Source organism: Mycobacterium yunnanensis (genome assembly GCF_025823185.1).
GTDB classification, from domain to species: Bacteria; Actinomycetota; Actinomycetes; order Mycobacteriales; family Mycobacteriaceae; genus Mycobacterium; species Mycobacterium yunnanensis.
This window is the reverse complement of the sequence record NZ_JACKVK010000020.1, coordinates 140,727-159,925: the sequence shown is the minus strand read 5'-3', so window position 1 is coordinate 159,925 and position 19,199 is coordinate 140,727. Positions and strand designations below refer to the sequence as shown.

At 68.1% G+C, this 19,199-nt stretch carries 22 protein-coding genes; 16 read left to right on the top strand and 6 right to left on the bottom strand.

What is annotated here, in order from left to right; genetic code table 11:
• Both H7K45_RS29640 and H7K45_RS29635 read left to right on the top strand, forming a co-directional pair.
• On the top strand, positions 1-185 hold a 185-nt coding region (locus tag H7K45_RS29640), incomplete at its 5' end, for a hypothetical protein (RefSeq protein WP_263999764.1).
• A 913-nt stretch (positions 186-1,098) separates the two neighbouring features.
• Positions 1,099-1,710, top strand: a complete 612-nt coding sequence (locus H7K45_RS29635) for a LysE/ArgO family amino acid transporter (protein ID WP_263999762.1) — start codon at positions 1,099-1,101, stop codon at positions 1,708-1,710.
• On the opposite strand, the gene H7K45_RS29630 is transcribed toward H7K45_RS29635, so the two are convergent.
• Complete coding sequence (locus H7K45_RS29630) at positions 1,707-1,955, bottom strand: hypothetical protein (protein WP_263999760.1); 249 nt, start codon at positions 1,953-1,955, stop codon at positions 1,707-1,709. The two genes, H7K45_RS29635 and H7K45_RS29630, sit on opposite strands and share 4 nt — an antisense overlap.
• A gap of 55 nt (positions 1,956-2,010) precedes the next feature.
• Here H7K45_RS29630 and H7K45_RS29625 point away from each other — a divergent pair, with 55 nt between their 5' ends.
• On the top strand, positions 2,011-2,808 hold the full coding sequence (locus H7K45_RS29625; RefSeq protein WP_263999758.1) for an SDR family oxidoreductase: 798 nt from the start codon (positions 2,011-2,013) through the stop codon (positions 2,806-2,808).
• Between the two features lie 12 nt (positions 2,809-2,820).
• Here H7K45_RS29625 and H7K45_RS29620 read toward each other — a convergent pair whose 3' ends face one another.
• Entirely contained in the window at positions 2,821-3,051 is a 231-nt protein-coding gene (locus tag H7K45_RS29620; RefSeq protein ID WP_263999757.1) for a deoxyribodipyrimidine photolyase, read from the bottom strand.
• Between the two features lie 177 nt (positions 3,052-3,228).
• Here H7K45_RS29620 and H7K45_RS29615 point away from each other — a divergent pair, with 177 nt between their 5' ends.
• From H7K45_RS29615 to H7K45_RS29570, 10 genes are all read left to right on the top strand, one after another.
• Positions 3,229-4,209, top strand: coding sequence for an ABC transporter substrate-binding protein (locus tag H7K45_RS29615; RefSeq protein ID WP_263999756.1), 981 nt, complete (start codon positions 3,229-3,231; stop codon positions 4,207-4,209).
• 12 nt (positions 4,210-4,221) lie between these two features.
• The gene (locus tag H7K45_RS29610; RefSeq protein ID WP_263999755.1) at positions 4,222-4,908 is read left to right on the top strand and encodes a queuosine precursor transporter; all 687 of its coding nucleotides are present in this window, start codon (positions 4,222-4,224) and stop codon (positions 4,906-4,908) included.
• Positions 4,909-4,921: 13 nt separating this feature from the next.
• A complete protein-coding gene (locus H7K45_RS29605; RefSeq protein WP_263999753.1) occupies positions 4,922-5,536 on the top strand; it encodes a 5-oxoprolinase subunit B family protein in 615 nt (204 codons plus the stop codon).
• Positions 5,533-6,402, top strand: a complete 870-nt coding sequence (locus tag H7K45_RS29600; RefSeq protein ID WP_263999752.1) for a 5-oxoprolinase/urea amidolyase family protein — start codon at positions 5,533-5,535, stop codon at positions 6,400-6,402. Before H7K45_RS29605 ends, H7K45_RS29600 begins: the two co-directional genes overlap by 4 nt.
• Positions 6,403-6,454: 52 nt before the next feature.
• Positions 6,455-7,000: a GNAT family N-acetyltransferase gene (locus tag H7K45_RS29595; RefSeq protein ID WP_263999751.1), complete on the top strand. Its 546-nt coding sequence runs from the start codon at positions 6,455-6,457 to the stop codon at positions 6,998-7,000.
• Positions 7,001-7,139: 139 nt separating this feature from the next.
• Positions 7,140-8,279 (top strand): uroporphyrinogen-III synthase, encoded by a 1,140-nt coding sequence (locus H7K45_RS29590; RefSeq protein ID WP_263999750.1) that lies wholly within the window; start codon positions 7,140-7,142, stop codon positions 8,277-8,279.
• A complete protein-coding gene (locus H7K45_RS29585) occupies positions 8,276-8,959 on the top strand; it encodes a sirohydrochlorin chelatase (RefSeq protein ID WP_263999748.1) in 684 nt (227 codons plus the stop codon). The genes H7K45_RS29590 and H7K45_RS29585 overlap by 4 nt, the downstream gene beginning before the upstream one ends.
• A gap of 59 nt (positions 8,960-9,018) precedes the next feature.
• On the top strand, positions 9,019-9,849 hold the full coding sequence (locus tag H7K45_RS29580; RefSeq protein ID WP_263999747.1) for a hypothetical protein: 831 nt from the start codon (positions 9,019-9,021) through the stop codon (positions 9,847-9,849).
• Between the two features lie 261 nt (positions 9,850-10,110).
• On the top strand, positions 10,111-10,881 hold the full coding sequence (locus tag H7K45_RS29575; protein WP_263999745.1) for a DUF222 domain-containing protein: 771 nt from the start codon (positions 10,111-10,113) through the stop codon (positions 10,879-10,881).
• Positions 10,878-11,612: an HNH endonuclease signature motif containing protein gene (locus H7K45_RS29570; protein WP_263999744.1), complete on the top strand. Its 735-nt coding sequence runs from the start codon at positions 10,878-10,880 to the stop codon at positions 11,610-11,612. Before H7K45_RS29575 ends, H7K45_RS29570 begins: the two co-directional genes overlap by 4 nt.
• A 136-nt stretch (positions 11,613-11,748) precedes the next feature.
• Here the strand turns inward: H7K45_RS29570 and nirD are convergent, their stop codons facing one another.
• The 4 genes from nirD to H7K45_RS29550 form a co-directional block, all read right to left on the bottom strand.
• Complete coding sequence (gene nirD / locus H7K45_RS29565) at positions 11,749-12,105, bottom strand: nitrite reductase small subunit NirD (RefSeq protein ID WP_263999743.1); 357 nt, start codon at positions 12,103-12,105, stop codon at positions 11,749-11,751.
• On the bottom strand, positions 12,102-14,627 hold the full coding sequence (nirB, locus tag H7K45_RS29560; protein ID WP_263999742.1) for a nitrite reductase large subunit NirB: 2,526 nt from the start codon (positions 14,625-14,627) through the stop codon (positions 12,102-12,104). Before nirB ends, nirD begins: the two co-directional genes overlap by 4 nt.
• Before the next feature lie 96 nt (positions 14,628-14,723).
• Positions 14,724-15,113, bottom strand: coding sequence for a hypothetical protein (locus H7K45_RS29555; RefSeq protein WP_263999740.1), 390 nt, complete (start codon positions 15,111-15,113; stop codon positions 14,724-14,726).
• Positions 15,114-15,155: 42 nt separating this feature from the next.
• Positions 15,156-15,914: an isocitrate lyase/PEP mutase family protein gene (locus tag H7K45_RS29550; protein ID WP_263999739.1), complete on the bottom strand. Its 759-nt coding sequence runs from the start codon at positions 15,912-15,914 to the stop codon at positions 15,156-15,158.
• Positions 15,915-16,027: 113 nt separating this feature from the next.
• Between H7K45_RS29550 and H7K45_RS29545 the strand changes: the two genes are divergently transcribed.
• The 3 genes from H7K45_RS29545 to H7K45_RS29535 are packed head-to-tail and all read left to right on the top strand — an operon-like array spanning position 16,028 to position 19,199.
• Positions 16,028-16,330, top strand: a complete 303-nt coding sequence (locus H7K45_RS29545) for an Rv0250c family protein (protein ID WP_263999738.1) — start codon at positions 16,028-16,030, stop codon at positions 16,328-16,330.
• Between the two features lie 43 nt (positions 16,331-16,373).
• Positions 16,374-17,204, top strand: a complete 831-nt coding sequence (gene sdhC, locus H7K45_RS29540) for a succinate dehydrogenase subunit SdhC (RefSeq protein WP_263999737.1) — start codon at positions 16,374-16,376, stop codon at positions 17,202-17,204.
• Positions 17,205-17,234: 30 nt separating this feature from the next.
• Complete coding sequence (locus H7K45_RS29535; protein WP_263999736.1) at positions 17,235-19,199, top strand: fumarate reductase/succinate dehydrogenase flavoprotein subunit; 1,965 nt, start codon at positions 17,235-17,237, stop codon at positions 19,197-19,199.

Genomic DNA, 19,199 nt, shown 5'->3' with positions numbered 1-19,199 from the left:
CCACCGACACCAGCGTGACCGTGATCGACCCCAGCACCGGCACCCAACTCGGCACCACCTACACCGTCAACCGGGACAATTCATCGCTAGTCGTCGCCTACAGCCCCGACGGAACCCACGCCCTCATCACCACCACACCCCCCAACGACACCACCCGCACCCTGCTCGATGTCCTGCTGCTGTAGCGACGTGCCCATCGCCGGGCTCTGATCCGTAACTGCCTGTCGAAGTTGATGATTGGGCGCCAGACGCAGCATGCCACTGGCAGCGCCGGTGAAGTGCGTGATCGATCCTGGCTGGTCGAGCGCCGTACCCGCACCGACTGTCCTCTAGTTCTTCGGGCGTGGGTGATCGTGACTGTCAGCTTCCACGGGGGCCAATGCGTTCACGGCCTGCCGCACCGCCTGATCCAGTGCCTCCACCCGATCGGCCTCCGAAAATTGATCTCCGCCATCTGACACAGCAGCCCTCCCATGTCCTGCAGGGGCAACCCCCACGATGACGCGGCGTACCCGTGTCAACGAAGCCCAACCCTCGCTGATTCACGCGTTGAGACCGTTTTCGGCTACCTGTATCGCCGAAATGCAGTAGTGCCGGGGCGTCGATGTCTACCTCGTGACCGTCGGCTCACCACCCCCGCCACCAGTGCTTTCATCCCTTCCCGCTTCGCGGGGTGAGCGTGGCAGCGTGCCGGGCGGCCCGGTGCGCGAGTCGAAATCAGCAGCTGCGGGGTGGGACTACTGCACTTTGGGATTCGACTACTGCATTCGTCGCTGACGTCACTTCTTAGGGGTCACCGGCGGTGGTGATGGGACGTTTCGCATCGGCGTCGTCGTATGGCAAACCGCGACAACGTCTAGGACGCGCTCCGTTCCCACGATCACCGCATCCGTGTTCTACGGGTGTGGAATCGGTGGGACGGCAAGCGCGGCAACGCCGGCGCAGGCGGCACCGGCGCACCCGGCGTCCAGGGCGCCGACGGTGCCGCGGGCTAGCCGACAGCCCATTCAGCGCGAGCGCCGAACCGCATTAGCAGTTCTAATGCGGCGTCAAAATCATTAGCTGTACGTCACGACGGCCCACTCGTAGCGTCGAGGCATGCACTCCCCCGCCGTCGTCGGCTTCCTGGCTTCGTTCGCCCTGATCGCCGCGATCGGGGCTCAGAACGCGTTCGTCCTGCGGCAAGGCATCCGACGCGAACACGTGCTGCCGGTGGTCGCCCTGTGCACACTGTCCGACGCCGTACTGATCGTCGCGGGCATCGCCGGTGTCGGCACGCTGATCGCCGCGCACCCCGCAGCATTGAGCGTCGCCACCTACGGCGGCGCCGCCTTCCTCGCCGGCTACGGCCTGCTCGCCGCCAAGCGCGCGTGGCAGCCGCCCGCCTGGTCGTCCGGGCTGTCGCCCTCGACCGCGGCGCCCGCCCGGCTGACCGGAGTGCTGCTCACCTGCGCCGCGCTGACGTTCCTGAACCCGCACGTCTACCTCGACACCGTCGTGCTGCTCGGGGCGCTGGCCAACGAACAGCACGACGGCCGCTGGGCGTTCGGTGTCGGCGCGATCACCGCGAGCGCGGTCTGGTTCACCGGGGTGGGCTTCGGCGCCCGGCGGCTCTCGGGGCTGTTCGCCAAGCCGTTCACGTGGCGGGTACTCGACGGCGTCATCGCGACCACCATGATCGGACTTGGGGTGATGCTTGCGACGCGTTAGGGCGCGACCACGACCCCGAAGAGGTTTCCTGGGAAGCAGACGGCGCCGTTGCACCACGTTCCGTAGGAACCGAGACCGGGCTGCACGGGCGGCGGCGCATCCGTGCCACGAATGTCACCCTGCGCGCAGACGACCGTCCCGCTGGAGTCGTTGCACCCGGCGACCGCCGCCGGGGCGCCTGCCACACCGGCCCCCGCGACGCCGACCGTCACGACGACGACGGACCAGCGTCGGTGAATTCTCATGACCACTCCCAAGGTGTCCCTCAATCATGCACCCGCACGAGCCATCATGGTGTCCATGAGCCCCACGAAGTCTGTCTTCATCACCGGCGCCGCCGCCGGCATCGGCCGTGCCACCGCCCTGTCCTTCGCGAAGAAGGGGTACGTCGTCGGCGCCTACGACATCGACGAAGTCGGTCTCAAGAGCCTCGCCGACGAGATCGAAGACCTCGGCGCCACGGCGGTGACCGGTCACCTCGACGTCACCGACGCCGACGAAATGGCCCAGCGGGTAGGTGAATTCGCCGCCGCCGCGGGCAACCGCCTCGACGTCTTCATCAACAACGCTGGGATCCTCGTCGCCGGGCGCTTCGAAGAGATCGCCGTCGCGACGCATCACAAGGAGATCGACATCAACACCAAGGGTGTGGTGAACGGGTTGCACGCCGCGTTCCCGTACCTTCGGTCGACCCCCGGAGCGGTCGTGGTCAACCTGTCCTCGGCGTCAGCGATCTACGGCCAGGCCGAACTGGCCAACTACAGCGCCACGAAGTTCTTCGTCCGCGCCGTCACCGAGGCGCTCGACCTGGAATGGAAGCGCTACGGCATCCGAGTGATCGCGATGTGGCCGCTCTACGTGCAGACCGCGATGACCACCGACGTGAAGACGGGCACGACCGATTCGCTCGGCATCCGGTTGACCGCCCAGGACATCGCCGACGACATCCTGGCCGCCGTCGACCCCTCGTGGCCGCGTCGGCTGATCCATCAGGTGCACTTCCCCGTCGGGTCTCAGGCCAAGACGCTGGCCGTGGGCGCCCGGTTCTCGCCGGCGTGGCTGACCCGGCTGGTCAACAAGCGCCTCGCCCACAGCTAAGGGTCCGGTCGCTCAACTCCTCTTGCTGGGGATCACGATCACCACGATGAGCGTGATGATGCTGAAGAACAGCCCGAGGATGCCCCAGCCAATAGCGCTGCGCCCCTTGGTGCCTGCGATCACCGCGCAAATGATGGCGGCGATGATGCTGCCGATCGCCACGAAGATGCCCTTGATGCCCCGCAGGATGAAACCCGCCGCCTCGACGTTGTCCGAAGCGAGCAGTACGACGTTGTGCAACATTGCGGGCGCCTCCAAGACGGGCCTTGTCCGGCGTCGATCGCCGGCCACATCGGGTACCCACGCCACCGGAGCCAAACCTGGCTGGGGCCGTCGTGACGCAATCCCCAGCAAGCTCCCAGCGCAGCGCGACGGACGGTTCGGTCACCCAGCCGTCGAACGGCGGGATACGCTCGCCGCGTGCCACCATCTGTGACCCGCCGGAGTTTCCTGGCGATGACCACGGGTCTCGCGTTCACCGCCGTAGCCTGCGGCTCCGACAAACCCGGCACGGTAGCCGGCGACGGGTCGGTCACCGTCACGCACGCGTTCGGGGAGACCAAGATCCCGTCGGCGCCCAAGCGGGTCGTCAGCGCGGGCTTGACCGAACAGGACGACCTGCTCGCCCTCGGGATCGTCCCGATCGCGGTCACCGACTGGTTCGGTGGCGAACCCTTCGGCACCTGGCCGTGGGCCCTGCCCAAGCTCGGTGCCGCGCAACCCGTCGTGCTGAACCTGTCCGACGGCATCCAGGTCGACCAGATCGCCGCTCTCAAGCCAGATCTCATCATCGCCGTCAACGCGGGTCTCGACCAGGACACCTACGCCAAACTGTCCGCAATCGCGCCCACCATCGCACAATCCGGCCAGAGCGCGTTCTTCGAACCGTGGAAGGATCAGGCCAACGCGATCGGCCAGGCGGTGTTCAAGTTCGACGACATGACCAAGCTCATCGCCGACGTCGACGCCAAGTTCACCGACGTGGCCAAGAACGACTCCGCGTTTGGCGGCAAGAAGATCCTCGTGACCAGCGCGACGGCGTTTCAGGATCAGTACGACCTCACCCCTCCCGGGTGGCGCACCGAGTTCCTGACCCAGATGGGCTTCGCCGTGCCGGACTCGGTCAACGCCTACGTGAAGGACGACCGGGCCCGGGTGCCGCGCGACAAGATGGCCTCGGTGCTCGACGCCGCCGACGTCGTCGTCTGGAAGACCGAGAGCGACGAGGAGCAGGCAGCACTGGTCGCCGATCCCATGTTCGCGACGCTGAAGTCGACCGGTGCCAACCGCAACGTCTTCACCGGCAAGGATCTCGCCGGTGCGCTGGCGTTCTCCTCGGTGCTGTCACTGCCCGTCGTGGCCGATCGGTTACCGCCGATGATCAACAAGGTGCTCACCTGAGAAGATGACCGGGTGACGACGCCCGAAACAACCGACCAGCGCCCAGGATTCGCACAGGTTGGCTCCGCCTACTATCCCGTCCTCGTCGCCGTGTTCACGGCCCTGGTCATCATCTCGAACGTCACCGCCACCAAGGGCGTCGCGTTCGGCCCGATCCTGACCGACGGCGGCTTCATCGTCTTCCCCCTGACTTACATCATCGGCGACGTCCTGTCCGAGGTGTACGGATTCAAGGCGGCCCGGCGGGCGATCATCCTCGGCTTCTCGATGAACGTCCTGGCTGCCGCGGCGTTCTGGGTGACCCTCTACCTGCCCGCCGCCGACTTCTACGAGAATCAGGCCGCGCTGGAGAACGTCGTCCACGCCTACACCCAGCTGATCGTCGCCGGCCTCGCAGGATTCCTCGTCGGGCAGACCATCAACGCATGGGTGGTCGTGGCGATCAAGGAGCGCACGAAGGAGAAGCACCTCTGGGCGCGACTGGTCGGGTCGACGTTCGCCGGGCAGCTGGGCGACACGCTGGTGTTCTGCAGCATCGCGGCAGGCGCCATCGGCATCACGACCTTTCACGACTTCGCCGTGTACACCGCGCTGGGGTGGCTCTACAAGACCGCGGTCGAGGTGGTGTTCCTGCCCGTCACCTACCGGGTTATCGCAGTGATCAAACGCCGGGAACCCACCTACGAGCCCGCCGTCTGACCAGAGCCCGGCGATGATCCACGACTACGGCGACCAGGCGCTGCTGGTCGACGTCGACGACACCGCCGACGTATTGGCGTGGTGCGACGCGGTGCGCAGGGCCGAGCTGCCCGGCGTCGTGGAGGTGGTGCCCGCCGCCCGCACCGTGCTTCTGGTGCTCTCCGGGCCCCGGCATCAGGGGCCGACTCGGGCTCGGCTCGACCGAGTGCGGGTGCAGCGCACCGACGCGCCGAACGCCGAGCACGGCACTGTCGTGACCGTCGACGTGGTCTACGACGGGGAGGACCTCGACGAGGTCGGCCGGCTCACCGGCCTGTCCACCGAGCAGATCGTCGAGGCCCACACCTCCTCGCCGCTGCGCGTCGGCTTTGGCGGATTTTCGCCGGGATTCGCCTACCTGGTCGGCGGTGACGAGCGCCTGCACGTGCCCCGCCGGGCCGAGCCGCGCACCAGGGTGCCCGCCGGATCCGTCGGGCTGGCAGGCGAATTCAGCGGTGTCTACCCCAGGGAGTCGCCCGGCGGTTGGCAACTGATCGGCCGCACCGACGCCGTGCTGTGGGACGTCGACCGCGACCCGCCTGCGCTCCTGGTGCCCGGCAGCTGGGTGCAGTTCAGGGCAAGCCGATGACGACCCTCGAGATCCTGGCGACCGGTCCGCTGGCCCTCGTCGAAGACCTGGGGCGCCCCGGTCTCGCGCACCTCGGCGTGACCCGGTCCGGCGCCGCCGACCGACAGTCGCACACCCTGGCCAACCGGCTCGTGGCCAACCCTGCCGACCGCGCCACGATCGAGATCACCTTCGGTGGGTTCTCCGCGCGCGTCACGGGCGGTGACGTCACCGTAGCCGTCACCGGCGCCGATGCGAACCCGTCGGTCGACGGTGTCCCGTTCGGCAGCAACGGCATTCGGCACGTGCGTGACGGGCAGACCCTCGTGCTCTCGACCCCACGGTCGGGGTTGCGCAGCTACCTCGCGGTCCGTGGCGGCGTCGACGCCGAGCAAGTCCTTGGCTCCCGCAGCCACGACGTGCTGTCCGTGATCGGGCAGCGGCCGCTGCGGCCCGGCGATCTGCTGACCGTCGGCGAACACGCCGAAGACTTTCCCGAACTCGACCAGGCACCGGTGGCGCCCATCGCCGCGGCCAGTCTCGACCTGACGGTTGTGCCCGGCCCGCGGGACGACTGGTTCGCCGACCCCGACGCCTTGGTGCGCACCGACTGGGCGGCCTCGGATCGCAGCGACCGCGTCGGTATGAGGCTGACGGGGCAGCCGCTGGCACTGCGCGACCCCGACCGGCAGCTCCCCAGCGAGGGCTTGGTCCGCGGATCGATTCAGGTGCCTCCCAACGGCTTACCCGTCATCCTGGGCCCCGACCACCCCGTGACGGGCGGCTACCCGGTGATCGGCGTCGTCGTCGACCGCGACGTCGACCGCATCGCGCAGGTCCGGCCGGGTCAGCACGTGCGGCTGCACTGGTCCCGCCCACGCGGGTAACGGTTCTGTTCGTCGTCACCCTTGGGTCGTCGCACCCTGGTAGGAACGAGGTGTGCTCCACACCGCGCGCCTGGTTCACACTTCCGATCTCGACGCCGAGACCCGGGACGACGCGCGGCGGATGCTCGTCGACGCCTTCGCCGACGGCGAGGTCGACTTCACCGACGCCGACTGGGAGCACGCCCTCGGCGGGATGCACGCCGTGATCTGCGTGCGGGGCGCGCTCGTCGCCCATGGCGCCGTCGTGCAGCGCCGGATGATCCACCGCGGCACGGCGCTGCGGTGCGGCTACCTCGAGGGAGTCGCGGTCCGGGAGGACTGGCGCGGGCAGGGGCTTGCGACGGCGATCATGGACGGCCTCGAGCAAGTGCTGCGCGGCGCCTACGAACTGGGCGCACTCAGCGCGTCCGAGGCAGGCCGGCACGTCTACGTCGCGCGGGGCTGGCAACCCTGGCGCGGAATGACCTCGGTGCTGAGCCCGGAGGGGGTGGTTGCGACGCCCGAGGACGACGCGTCGATCTTCGTGCTTCCCGTCACCGCGGATCTCGACACCACCGGCGAGATCACCTGCGACTACCGCGACGGCGACGTGTGGTGACCAGCGGATTCGCATCTCACCGCGGGGGTGCGGCCGTGGTGAGCCGATGTTCACCGTCGAGTCATGGGCGGTACGGCATGACATGCGTCGGCAACGGCGACGAAACGAAACGGCAACACCGACTGCCTTGACTGGTGCCATGCCCGAACCCGAATGGGCACCACTGACCGGATTCCGGGTGGCGGTGACCTCAGCTCGACGAGCCGACGAGCTGAGCACGTTGCTGCGCCGCCGCGGGGCGACCGTCACCAGCGCCGCAGCCATCGAGATGGTGCCGCTGCCCGATGACGACGAGCTGCACGTACACACCGAGGCGCTGATCGCCGAGCCGCCCGACGTCGTGATCGCCACGACGGGCATCGGGCTGCGGGGCTGGATCGCCGCCGCCGACGGGTGGGGGCTCGCGGCCGACCTGACGAGCGCGTTGAGCAAGGCGCGGATCGTCTCGCGCGGGCCCAAGGCCACCGGCGCGCTGCGGGCGGCGGCGCTGCCCGAGGAGTGGTCACCGGAGTCCGAATCCTCCCGCGAGGTCATGGAATACCTACGCGAAGGTGGCGTCGACGGGCTGCGCATCGCCGTGCAACTGCACGGGGCGACCGCGGACTGGGATCCGTTCCCCGAGTTCCTCGACGAACTCCGCGCGGCGGGCGCCGAGGTCGTGCCCATCCGCGTGTACCGGTGGCATCCCGTGCCGCGGGACGGCGCCTTCGACGCGCTGGTGGTGGGCGTGGCCGAGCACAAGTTCGACGCCGTCAGCTTCACCTCGGCACCCGCCGTGGCCGCGTTGCTGATGCGGGCCGCAGAACTGGGCGTCGCGGACGAGGTGCTCGACGCGCTGCGCACCGACGTCCACGCCATGTGCGTCGGGCCCGTGACGGCGCGGCCCCTGGTGCGCCTCGGAGTGCCGACCTCGGCTCCGGAACGGATGCGGCTCGGAGCGCTGGCCCGGCACATCACCGACGAGCTCCCCCTGCTGCAGTCGCGGACGATCACGGTGGCCGGCCACGTGCTGGAGATCCGCGGTACCTGCGTCTTGGTCGACGGCGTCGCCAAGGATCTGCCGCCCGCGGGCATGGCCACCATTCGCGCGCTGGCTCACCGGCCCGGGCAGGTCGTGTCCCGCGGCGATCTTCTCGGCGCGCTGCCGGGTGGGGGCACCGACACCCACGCCGTGGAGACAGCGGTGATGCGACTGCGAACGGCGCTGGGCGACAAGAACATCGTCGCGACGGTCGTCAAACGCGGTTACCGGCTCGCCGTCGACGACGGTGCGGCGTGAACCCGCTGTTGGTCGCCCACGGCACCCGCAAGGCCGACGGGGTGGCGATGATCGCCGACCTGGCCGAGCGGGTGGGCCGGCACCTCGGCCAGCGGGTGCACACCGCCTTCGTCGACGTGCTCGGCCCCACCCCGGCCGACGTCCTGGCCGAGCTGCCCGACTCCCCCGCCGTCGTGGTGCCCGCCTTCCTCGCGAGTGGCTACCACGTGCGCGTCGACGTGCCGGCGTTCGTGGCGGCCAGCGGGCATCCCGACGTGACGGTGACCGACGCGCTCGGACCGTCGGCCGACGTCGTCCGTGTTCTGGTCGACCGGCTCGTCGAATCCGGCTGGCGCCCAACGGACTCGGTGATCCTGGCCGCGGCAGGCACGTCCGACGACCACGCGAAGCACGACCTGCGGGTCACCGCCACATTGCTGTCGGCGGCGATTGGTGCACGCGTCGAGCTTGCCTATGCCGCCACCGGGGAACCGCGCGTCGCCGACGCCGTAGCCGCCGTGCGCTCCCACGGGGCCGACCGGGTCGTCGTCGCGTCCTACCTCCTGGCCGACGGCCTCTTCCAAGATCGTCTTCATGCCTCCGGTGCCGACGTCGTGACGGCGCCGCTCGTGGCCCACCCCGGCATCGCCCGGCTGATCGCCCGCCGGTTCCGGCGGGCGCGGCTACCTGTGTCGGCCTGAACGCGCCGACACCGCGGTCGTCGACGTGATCGGGTGGCGACCGTAGTCTCGGCAGTGAGATGGCACTGGAGACATATCGCTACCTACGCGGCGGCATGGCGGTGATGATCGTGCTGCTGGGTGCCGCGGTGCTGATCGAGCGGTCGGGCGCCTCGTGCTGGCAGACCTCGATCAGTGCCTATTACTTCACCTCCGCGCACGCCGTCTTCATCGCCTCGCTGTGCGCGCTTGGCGCCATGCTCATCGTCTACAAGGGCAATAGCGACACCGAGGATGTCCTGCTGAATCTTGCCGGTGTCCTGGCGTTCGTCGTCGCCATGGTGCCCACGTCGCGGCCGCTGTCCCTCTGCGGCACTGTAGATCTCGGTATCGGGGACCAATCGGCGATCCCGAACACGTGGGCCGTCGTCATCGCCTTGGTGGTGTCGCGGGTCGGCGCGTGGTGGATGCACCGCCACACCGGTACCGCCTCACCGCGCAGCGCGCTGGGAACCGCGGCGACGTGGGGGCAACGCCTGTTGCTGGCCGTGGGCTTGGGGGCGCTGACGTTCGCGCCGCAGTGGTTTCGCGCCAATGCGCACGGTGTCGCCGCGGTGGCCATGTTCACCGCGATCATCGCGACTGTCGCGATCACTGCGATCGTCGTCGACGCCGGTCGCTACCGCCCGGTCTACCGGTCCATCCTGGTCGCCATGGTGCTGACCCTGATGGCCGCGGTATGTCTGCACCTCGTCCTGGACGGTTTCAACCACGCCGTGATCCTGGTCGAGGCGGCGCTGATCGGTGAGTTCGCGGCGTACTGGATGGTGCAGACGGTCGAATTGTGGGGCACCACCGTCCGGGTCGGCGCGGTGACCGGGCGGGACACCCGTCTGCTGAGGGCGCTCTAGCACTCGAGTCCGACAGTTCTCCTGCTTCGTGCGGGGTTGTCCACATTCTGGTGTCTTTCCATAGAAAGCCTGTAGCAGAATATTTTTCGTCGTCAGAACACCGGAAGCGCTCAGCGGCACGAAGGCCGACGCAGCGGCGGACCTAGCACTACCCACCGACATTTCTGGCGGCTTGGGCGAGGTTGTCCACAGACCGGCTTTCATCCACAGAATGCTTGTAGCAGAACGTTTTTCGTCAGACCGTCGCCGTAAACTGGGTTCATGTTCGACGATCTGGTGGACGCGACGACTGGCACCCGCGGTGCCGGGGCGCTGTCGTCGTGGGCGCGGGTGGAGAACGCGGCCTGCGCCCGACGGGTGGCGACGATGGCCGCCATGCTCGACGAGGCCCATGCGCTGTCCGGATCCGCCGATCGAGACCAGTGGTGCCTGGACAACCTCGACGCGGTCGCCGCCCACATCGGTGCCGCCCAGAACATCACCTCCGGTGCCGCATCCCACCAGCTGTTGATCGCCGTCGCATTGCACGACCGGTTCCCCAAGGTGGCCGCCGTGTTCGCCGAGGGACTCGTGACTTACGCCTTGGTGAAGACCGTGGTCCACCACGGTGCCCTGGTCATCGACCCCGACGCCCTGCGCACTCTGGACCGGTTGCTGGCCGAGGCGTTCGGGGACTGGGAACCGCGGTCGGTCGACAAGACCGAGAAGGCCATCGACTTCTTCGTTCACCAGGTCGACCCGAACGCGGTGCGCCGCAGCGAGACCAAGGCGCGCGGCCGGTCAGTCGAGGTGCACATCGAGGAGGACGGCAGCGGAATGGCCACCATCTTGGCCACCCTGTTCGCCCACGACGCGAAGGCATTCGAGACACGACTAAAGAACCTGGCCGCCACCGTATGCCCGGCCGACCCGCGAACCGCCGACCAACTCCGCGCCGACGCCATCGGGACCGACCGCATGGCGTGCCTGTGCGGCAACGACGACTGCGCCGCCGCCCAGAACCCACCCGCCACGGGGCGGTGGTCTACGTGATCGCCAGCGAAGACACGCTGGCCGACCCCGCAGATCCGCCAGAGTCCGGCCCGCCTGCGCCCAAGCCCGAGACACCCGCACCGACGACCCCTGTGGAAACCGACGAATCTTCGGCGGCCGCCGAGCGCGCCGCCATCGACGGCGACGAACCACCGCTCTTCGACAAGCCCCTTCGCGACCTCACCCTCACCGAGGCCCTCACCCCGGCACCCGGATACTTCGCCAAGCTACGGCCCGCGGCATTGATGGGTGGCCTATTCCTCCCCGGCGCGATTGCCTGCCGCGCCACCGTTGGGGCCACGATCACCCGAGTAGTGCACCCCGGACAAGCCCCACCAGAGAATCGGTACCGACCGTCGAAGAAGCTGGCCGACTTAATCCGCTGCCGCGACATGACGTGCCGCTTCCCGGGCTGCCGCGTGCCCGCCAGCCAGACGGACGTCGACCACACGATCCCGTGGCCACACGGACCGACCGCGGCCTCCAACCTCAAATGCGTCTGCCGTCGACACCACCTACTCAAGACGTTCTGGGGTGGTGAGAATGGTTGGCGAGACAGGCAACTGGACGACGGCACCGCTGCCGTCGACACCACCTACTCAAGACGTTCTGGGGTGGTGAGAATGGTTGGCGAGACAGGCAACTGGACGACGGCACCGTCATCTGGACCGCACCCGACGGCCAAGAGTTCGTCACCACGCCGGTCAGCCGACTGCTGTTCCCCGAACTGAGCAGACCCACCGCCACGGTGACAGCGCGCGGCGTTCCGGCGACGCACACCACAGGACTCACCATGCCGCGCCGCAGAACCACCCGCGCCGAAGGCCGCGGCAGACGCGTCGAAAGCGAACGCGACGCGAACGGGCCCTAGGCGCCGACCTCGACCCGGCCGTCCTCGGCGACCCTGACGCGGTACACCGGCACGGTCACCTCGGGATCGTCGAGACAGGTGCCGTCGTCGAGGGCGAACGCCTGCTTCTTGATCGGCGACTGCACGCACAGCCGGCCAGCTCGATCACCGACGATCCCGCGCGACAGCACCGCCGCACCCGAGAAGGGGTCTACGTTTCCGATCGCCCACAGCGAGCCGTCGTCGACCCGGAACAGCGCGACCTGTTCGCCGTCGGGCAGCAGGACTCCGACACCGCGGCCCGGCAGCAGCCGGTCGTAGGGGCAGGCGTACGTCCAGACCTGGACGTCCCTGGCGTCGTCGAGCAGTGTCACGAGCGTCCTCCTCGGATCGCCGGAATGCCAAGCGCCGTCGGCACCTTGCGTCCCGACTTCTCGGTGAATTCGACGGTGGGGTCGGGGGCGCCGGGGGCGTTGACGAACGACACGAACCGCGACAGCTTCTCGGGATCGTCCAACACGCCCTTCCATTCGCACGCGTAGCCGTCAACGTGCCGGGCGACCGCTGCCTCGAAGTCCGCGGCCAGCCCCAACGAGTCGTGGACCACCACGTCGCGCAGGTGGTCCAGGCCGCCTTCCAAGCTCTCCACCCACGGGGCGGTGCGCTGCAGCCGGTCCGCGGTCCGCAGGTAGAACATCAGGAACCGGTCGACGTACCGAACCAGCGTCTCGTCGTCGAGGTCACCGGCCAGCAGCTGCGCGTGTTTTGGCGTCGCTCCGCCGTTTCCTCCGACGTAGAGGTTCCAGCCGGTCTCGGTGGCGATCACCCCGACGTCCTTGCTGCGGGCCTCCGCGCATTCGCGCGCGCAGCCGGACACCCCCATCTTGATCTTGTGCGGGGCGCGCAGACCCCGGTAGCGCAACTCCAGGTCGATCGCCATCTGGACCGAGTCCTGCTGGCCGTAGCGACACCAGTCGCTGCCGACACAACTCTTCACCGTGCGCAGCGACTTGCCATAGGCCTGACCGGATTCCATGCCGCCGTCGACGAGGCGCCGCCAGATCTCGGGCAGCTGGTCGACTGCCGCACCGAACATGTCGATGCGCTGGCCACCGGTGATCTTGGTGTACAACCCGAAGTCGCGGGCGATCTCGCCAATGAGGATCAGCTGCTCGGGGGTGATGTCACCGCCGGGCACCCGTGGCACCACCGAGTAGCTGCCGTTCTTCTGGATGTTGGCCAGGAAGTGATCGTTGGAGTCCTGCAGCGAGGCTTCCTCGCCGTCGAGGATGTGACCAGAACTGGTCGACGCCAGGATCGAGGCGACGACGGGTTTGCACACGTCACAACCTCGGCCGGTGCCGTAGCGCCCGATCAACCCCGAGAACGTCCGGATGCCCGAGGCGGAGACGATCTCGAAGAGCTCCGCTCGGGACTGAGAGAAGTGCTCGCACAACGCCTTCGACTGTTCGACACCCTCGGCCTCGAGCAACTGCTTGAGCAACGGGATGCAGGAGCCGCACGACGTACCCGCCCTGGTACAGCTCTTCAAGGCGGGTACGTCCGTGCAGCCGTCGGCGATCGCGTCGGTGAGATCGCCCTTGCTGACGTCGTTGCACGAGCAGATCTGCGCGGCATCGGGTAGCGCACCGACGCCCAATCCGCCTGCGCCGGAATCGGATCCACGCGGTGCGATGATCGACAGGGGGTCCCCGGGCAGCCGCTCGCCGACCATCGGTCGCAGCACCCCGTAGGCGGTGACGTCACCGACGAGGATGCCGCCCAGCAGCGTGGTGGCGTCGTCGGAGAGCACCAACTTGGCGTAGGTCTGATTGACGGCGTCGTTGACCACCACCTCGAGGCAGTGTGGCGTCACCCCCATGGCGTCACCGAAGCTCGCGACGTCGACTCCGAGCAGCTTCAGCTTCGTGGACATGTCGGCCTCGCCGAATCGTGCTGCGCCGCCCAGCAATCGGTCGGCGACGACTTCGGCGCTCGTGTACCCCGGCCCCACCAGTCCGTAGCAGCGGCCGTCGATCGCGGCCACCTCGCCGATGGCGTACACGTCGGGATCGGCCGTCACACAGCTCGCATCGGTGAGCACACCCCCGCGTTCTCCGACGGGAAGTCCTGCGGCGCGGGCCAATTCGTCGCGGGGCCGCACACCGGCGGCGAAGATCACCACGGCGGCGTCGATCATGGTGCCGTCGCCGAGCCTGACGTGGACCCCGCTCTCACCGTCCTCGATCGCCTCGGTGCCCACGTCGACGTGCACGACGATGCCAAGTGCCCCGACCATTCGGCCCAGCAGGGCGCCGCCCGCCTCGTCGAGCTGCTGGGCCATCAACCGCGGTGCGCGCTCCACCACGTGCGGCGTCATGCCAAACTGGCGCAACGCATTCGCGGCCTCCAAGCCCAGCAGCCCACCGCCGATCACGACCCCCGACGCGCCGGCACCCGCCCGCAGCGCATCGGCGCGAATCGCGTCGAGGTCCTCCAGGGTGCGGTAGACGTGGCAGCGGGGCGACTCGTGGCCGGGCACCGGGGGGACGAACGCCGACGAGCCGGTGGCGAGCACCAACGCGTCGTAGGAAATTCGCCGACCCAGCCTGGTCGTCACGCACTTGGCGGCGGTGTCCACGCGCGTCACCGCGTCCCGCAGGATGAGCTCGACGCGCTCGTCGCCGGCGTAGTCGTTTCCGGGCAGCGCCAACCTGCTGCGGTCCCAGTGCTCGGTGTATCCGGTCAGCCCGACTCGGTCATAGGCGGCGTCACGCTCCTCGGCGAGGACCGTCACCCACCACTGATCCTCACCGTCGCGGGACCGCAGCGCCTCCACGAACCGATGGCCGACCATGCCGTGTCCGACGACGACGACACGTTTCTGCGAACCCATGGCGCCACGTTAGGGAGCCAAGATTGCCGTCATGTCGCGTCGCGTGAAGGCGTCGTCACGGTGTGCTCACCCGCCCCCGGGGCGGGCTGTGAGCATTCAGACGTGACCGGCGTTGGTGGGCGTCGTAGTGCCGTAGGGGTTGGAGGTGCTCGTCGAGGTCGACGTCGACGCGGGGTCCTCGGTGTCCGGGGCGATCGTGGTGGTGGGAACGTCGGTCGGCCCCGGCGCACCGCCGTCCTCGCTGGTCTGCACGCTCGGCAGCCGGTAACTCGTCGTCGTCGACGACGTCGAGTACTCCGAGGACGACGGTGCCGACGACGTCGCCGATGGCGAGGTCACCGGCCCGCCGACCCCGGGTTCTCCGGACGAATCCGAGGTGTTCACCACCGCCACGACCAGCACGACGAGCAACGCGACGGCCGCTGCACCGGCCGCCCAGATGACCCCGGGATGGTCGTCCCAGTCGAAGCGCTCGTCATGGTCCACGGCCCGGATCGTAGGGCCGCCAGGCGAACGACGGGCGAACTGCTACTTCCAGCGCGCCAGCATCGTCTCGGCGTGCGTGGACAGGGCTCGCTGAAAGAACGGCCCGAAGCTGATGCGTCCCACGCCCAGCGGACCGAACCTGGACGGGTCGTCGGTGTCCGGGATGGCAATCGCGTTGACGGGCAAGGGCAGTTCGGAGGTCAACCGTCGCATGGTGTCGTCGTCGTGCCGCCCCACCGGGTACAGGCTGTCGGCGCCGGCCTCGGCCGCCAGGGTCAGCCGGGCGATGGCGCGGTCGACGCGGTCGGCCTCGTCGCCGTCCTGACGGATGAACAGATCGGTGCGCGCGTTGAGGACGACGTGCACGCCCGCCGCCTCCGACGCCGCGCGCAGTTCGCCGATCAGCGCCGCGTGCTCCTCGGCCGAGCGCAGCCTCTTGCCCTCCTTGTGCACGGTGTCCTCGACGTTCAGCCCGACCGCACCGGCCTCCAACAGCCCGTCGATCAACCGTCGAGCCGACTCGCCGTAACCGGACTCGACGTCGACCGAGACGGGCACGTCGACCGCGCCGGTGATCTGGGCGACGCGGGTGGTCAGGTCGTCGAACGACATGCCCTCGCCGTCCTCCTTGCCCACCGAGTCGGCCACGGGGTGACTGCCGACGGTCAACGCGCTGAAGCCGGCGGCGACGGCGAGCGTGGCCGACCAGGCGTCCCACACCGTCGGCAAGATCACCGGGTCACCGGCCACGTGCAGCGCCTTCAGCGTCGTCGCGCGCTCCTGCAGAACCTCTTTGGACATTCAACAACCCTTCGCTCAGACGTGATCTGTCTCACTCTCGACTCCGAGAGTGACTAACATCGATTGTCGTACTGTGATCCGTGACACCCTTCAGCCCAAGGAGGTCAACTCCGTTGTCCACAACCACTGAACTCGACCAGCTGCACGAGCTGATCGGAGGCCTTCGCCGCTGCGTGTCGTCACTGGCCTCACGCTACGGCGACAGCGCGGCAATGCGCCGCATCGTCAACGACGCCGAGCGCATTCAGAACGACATCGACCGGCTCGACATCGACGCCGAGGAGTTGAACCTCGTCCGCGGGGTGAGCCACCACCATCACACCCTCGAGAAGATCGGCATTCCCGACACCCAGTACGCCAGTGACTTCTGGCAGGACGTCGACGACGAAGGTCCGATCAGCTCCCCCTACGACTAGACCTGCCCAACCCGTTCCATCACGACGAAGTGAGGCACAGCCCTTGAGCGCACCCACCGCCGACCGCAGCGAGCCCGGGGGCACCGGCGTCTTCTCCCCGACGCGAGCCCAAATCTCGCAGCGCACGCTGCGCACGGACGCGTGGTGGAAGTCGCCACTGATCACCGATCTCGGATTCGCGGCGTTCGTGATCTATGCGACGGTGCGGGCGTTCATGCAGAGCGACTACTACGTCGCCGACTACCACTACCTGACGCCGTTCTACTCCCCCTGCATCAGCACCGGCTGCGTGCCCGAGGCGAGCCACTTCTGGCCACAGATCCTGCCCGACGTGTGGTGGTTGCCGTATGCGGCGGCGTCGCTGCCGTTCCTGCTGCTGTTCCGACTGACCTGCTACTACTACCGCGGCGCCTACTACCGCTCGGTGTGGCAGTCACCGACCGCGTGCGCGGTCGCCGAACCGCACGCGAAGTACACCGGCGAGACGCGACTTCCCTTGATCATCCAGAACACCCACCGCTACTTCTTCTACATCGCGGGCATCATCTCGGTGATCAACACCTACGACGCCATCAACGCCTTCCAATCGCCGTCGGGCTTCGGATTCGGTTTGGGCAACGTCGTTCTCGTCGTCAACGTGGTGATGCTGTGGGTCTACACCCTCTCGTGCCACTCGTGCCGCCACGTCGTCGGCGGGCGACTCAAGCACTTCTCCAAGCACCCCGTGCGCTACTGGCTCTGGGGTCAGGTGAGCAAGCTCAACACCAGGCACAAGCTCTACGCGTGGGTCACCCTCGGCACCCTGATGCTCACCGACTTCTACGTGATGCTCGTCGCCAGCGGCACGATTAGCGACCTCAGATTCATTGGCTGACAAGGCCATTCAACGAGCAAGGACTATTCAATGAGTGAACTCGAACGGCACGAATACGACGTGGTCGTCATCGGCGCCGGCGGGGCAGGACTGCGCGCGGTGATCGAGGCCCGGGAACGTGGTCAGCGGGTCGCGGTGGTCACCAAGTCGCTGTTCGGCAAGGCGCACACCGTCATGGCCGAGGGTGGTTGCGCGGCGGCGATGAAGAACGTCAACTCCAAGGACACCTGGCAGGTGCACTTCGGTGACACCATGCGTGGCGGCAAGTTCCTCAACAACTGGCGGATGGCCGAACTGCACGCGCAGGAGGCACCCGACCGGGTGTGGGAACTCGAGACCTACGGGGCGCTGTTCGACCGCACCAAGGACGGCAAGATCAGCCAGCGCAACTTTGGCGGGCACACCTACCCGCGGTTGGCGCACGTCGGCGACCGCACCGGCCTGGAGATCATCCGCACTCTGCAGCAAAAGATCGTCTCCCTGCAGCAGGAGGACTTCCGCGAACTCGGCGACTACGAGGCCCGGATCCGCGTCTTCCACGAATGTTCGATCACCGATCTGATCCTCGACAAGGGCCCGCGGGAGAACGCCAGCTCCGAACCCGGCGACGACGCGCCCACCGGCAGGATCGCGGGCGCCTTCGGTTACTGGCGCGAGACCGGCAAGTTCATCCTCTTCGACGCCCCCGCCGTGGTGCTCGCCACCGGTGGCATCGGCAAGTCGTTCAAGGTCTCGTCGAACTCGTGGGAGTACACCGGCGACGGACACGCCCTGGCGCTGCGCGCCGGCTCGAAGCTGATCAACATGGAGTTCATCCAGTTTCACCCGACCGGAATGGTCTGGCCGCTGTCGGTCAAGGGCATCCTCGTCACCGAGGGCGTCCGCGGCGACGGCGGGGTGCTGAAGAACTCCGAGGGCAAGCGCTTCATGTTCGACTACATCCCCCCGGTGTTCAAGGGCCAGTACGCCGAGACCGAGGAAGAAGCCGACCAGTGGCTCAAGGACAACGACTCGGCGCGGCGCACCCCTGACCTGCTACCCCGCGACGAGGTCGCCCGCGCAATCGTCGCCGAGGTCAAGGCAGGCCGGGGCACGCCGCACGGCGGGGTCTACCTCGACATCGCCTCGCGCATGCCGACCGAGGAGATCAAGCGGCGGCTGCCGTCGATGTACCACCAGTTCATCGAGCTCGCCGAGGTCGACATCACCAAGGACGAGATGGAGGTCGGCCCCACCTGCCACTACGTCATGGGTGGCATCGAGGTCGACCCCGACACCGGTGGCGCGGCCACGCCGGGGTTGTTCGCCGCCGGTGAGTGCTCGGGCGGCATGCACGGGTCGAATCGCCTTGGCGGCAACTCGTTGTCGGACCTGCTGGTGTTCGGCCGGCGTGCCGGGCTGGGTGCGGCCGACTACGTCCGCGCCCTCGACGAGCGGCCCAAGATTTCGCAGGACTCGCTCGACGAGGCCGAGAAGATGGCGCTGGCCCCGTACGAACCGCACGAGAACCCCGAGAACCCGTACACCCTGCACGCCGAACTGCAGCAGTCGATGAACGACCTCGTCGGCATCATCCGCAAGGAAGACGAGATCCACGAGGCGCTCGAGAAGCTCGAGGAGCTTCGCGGGCGGTTGCAGAACGTCTCCGTCGAGGGCGGGCGGGTCTACAACCCGGGCTGGCACCTGGCCATCGACATGCGCAACATGCTGCTGGTCAGCGAATGCGTGGCCAAGGCCGCGCTGCAGCGCACCGAGAGCCGCGGCGGACACACGCGCGACGACCACCCCTCGATGGACGCCAACTGGCGCAACAAGCTGCTGGTGTGCGCGACGACGGAGGCGGCGACCGCCGAGGCCATGGTCCCGCGCGTCACCGTCGACGCCGAGGAGCAGGTGCCCATGCGCCCGGACCTCCTCGAGGTCTTCGAGCTCTCCGAACTCGAGAAGTACTACACCGACGCGGAATTGACCGAGCACCCGGAACGGAAGGCCTAA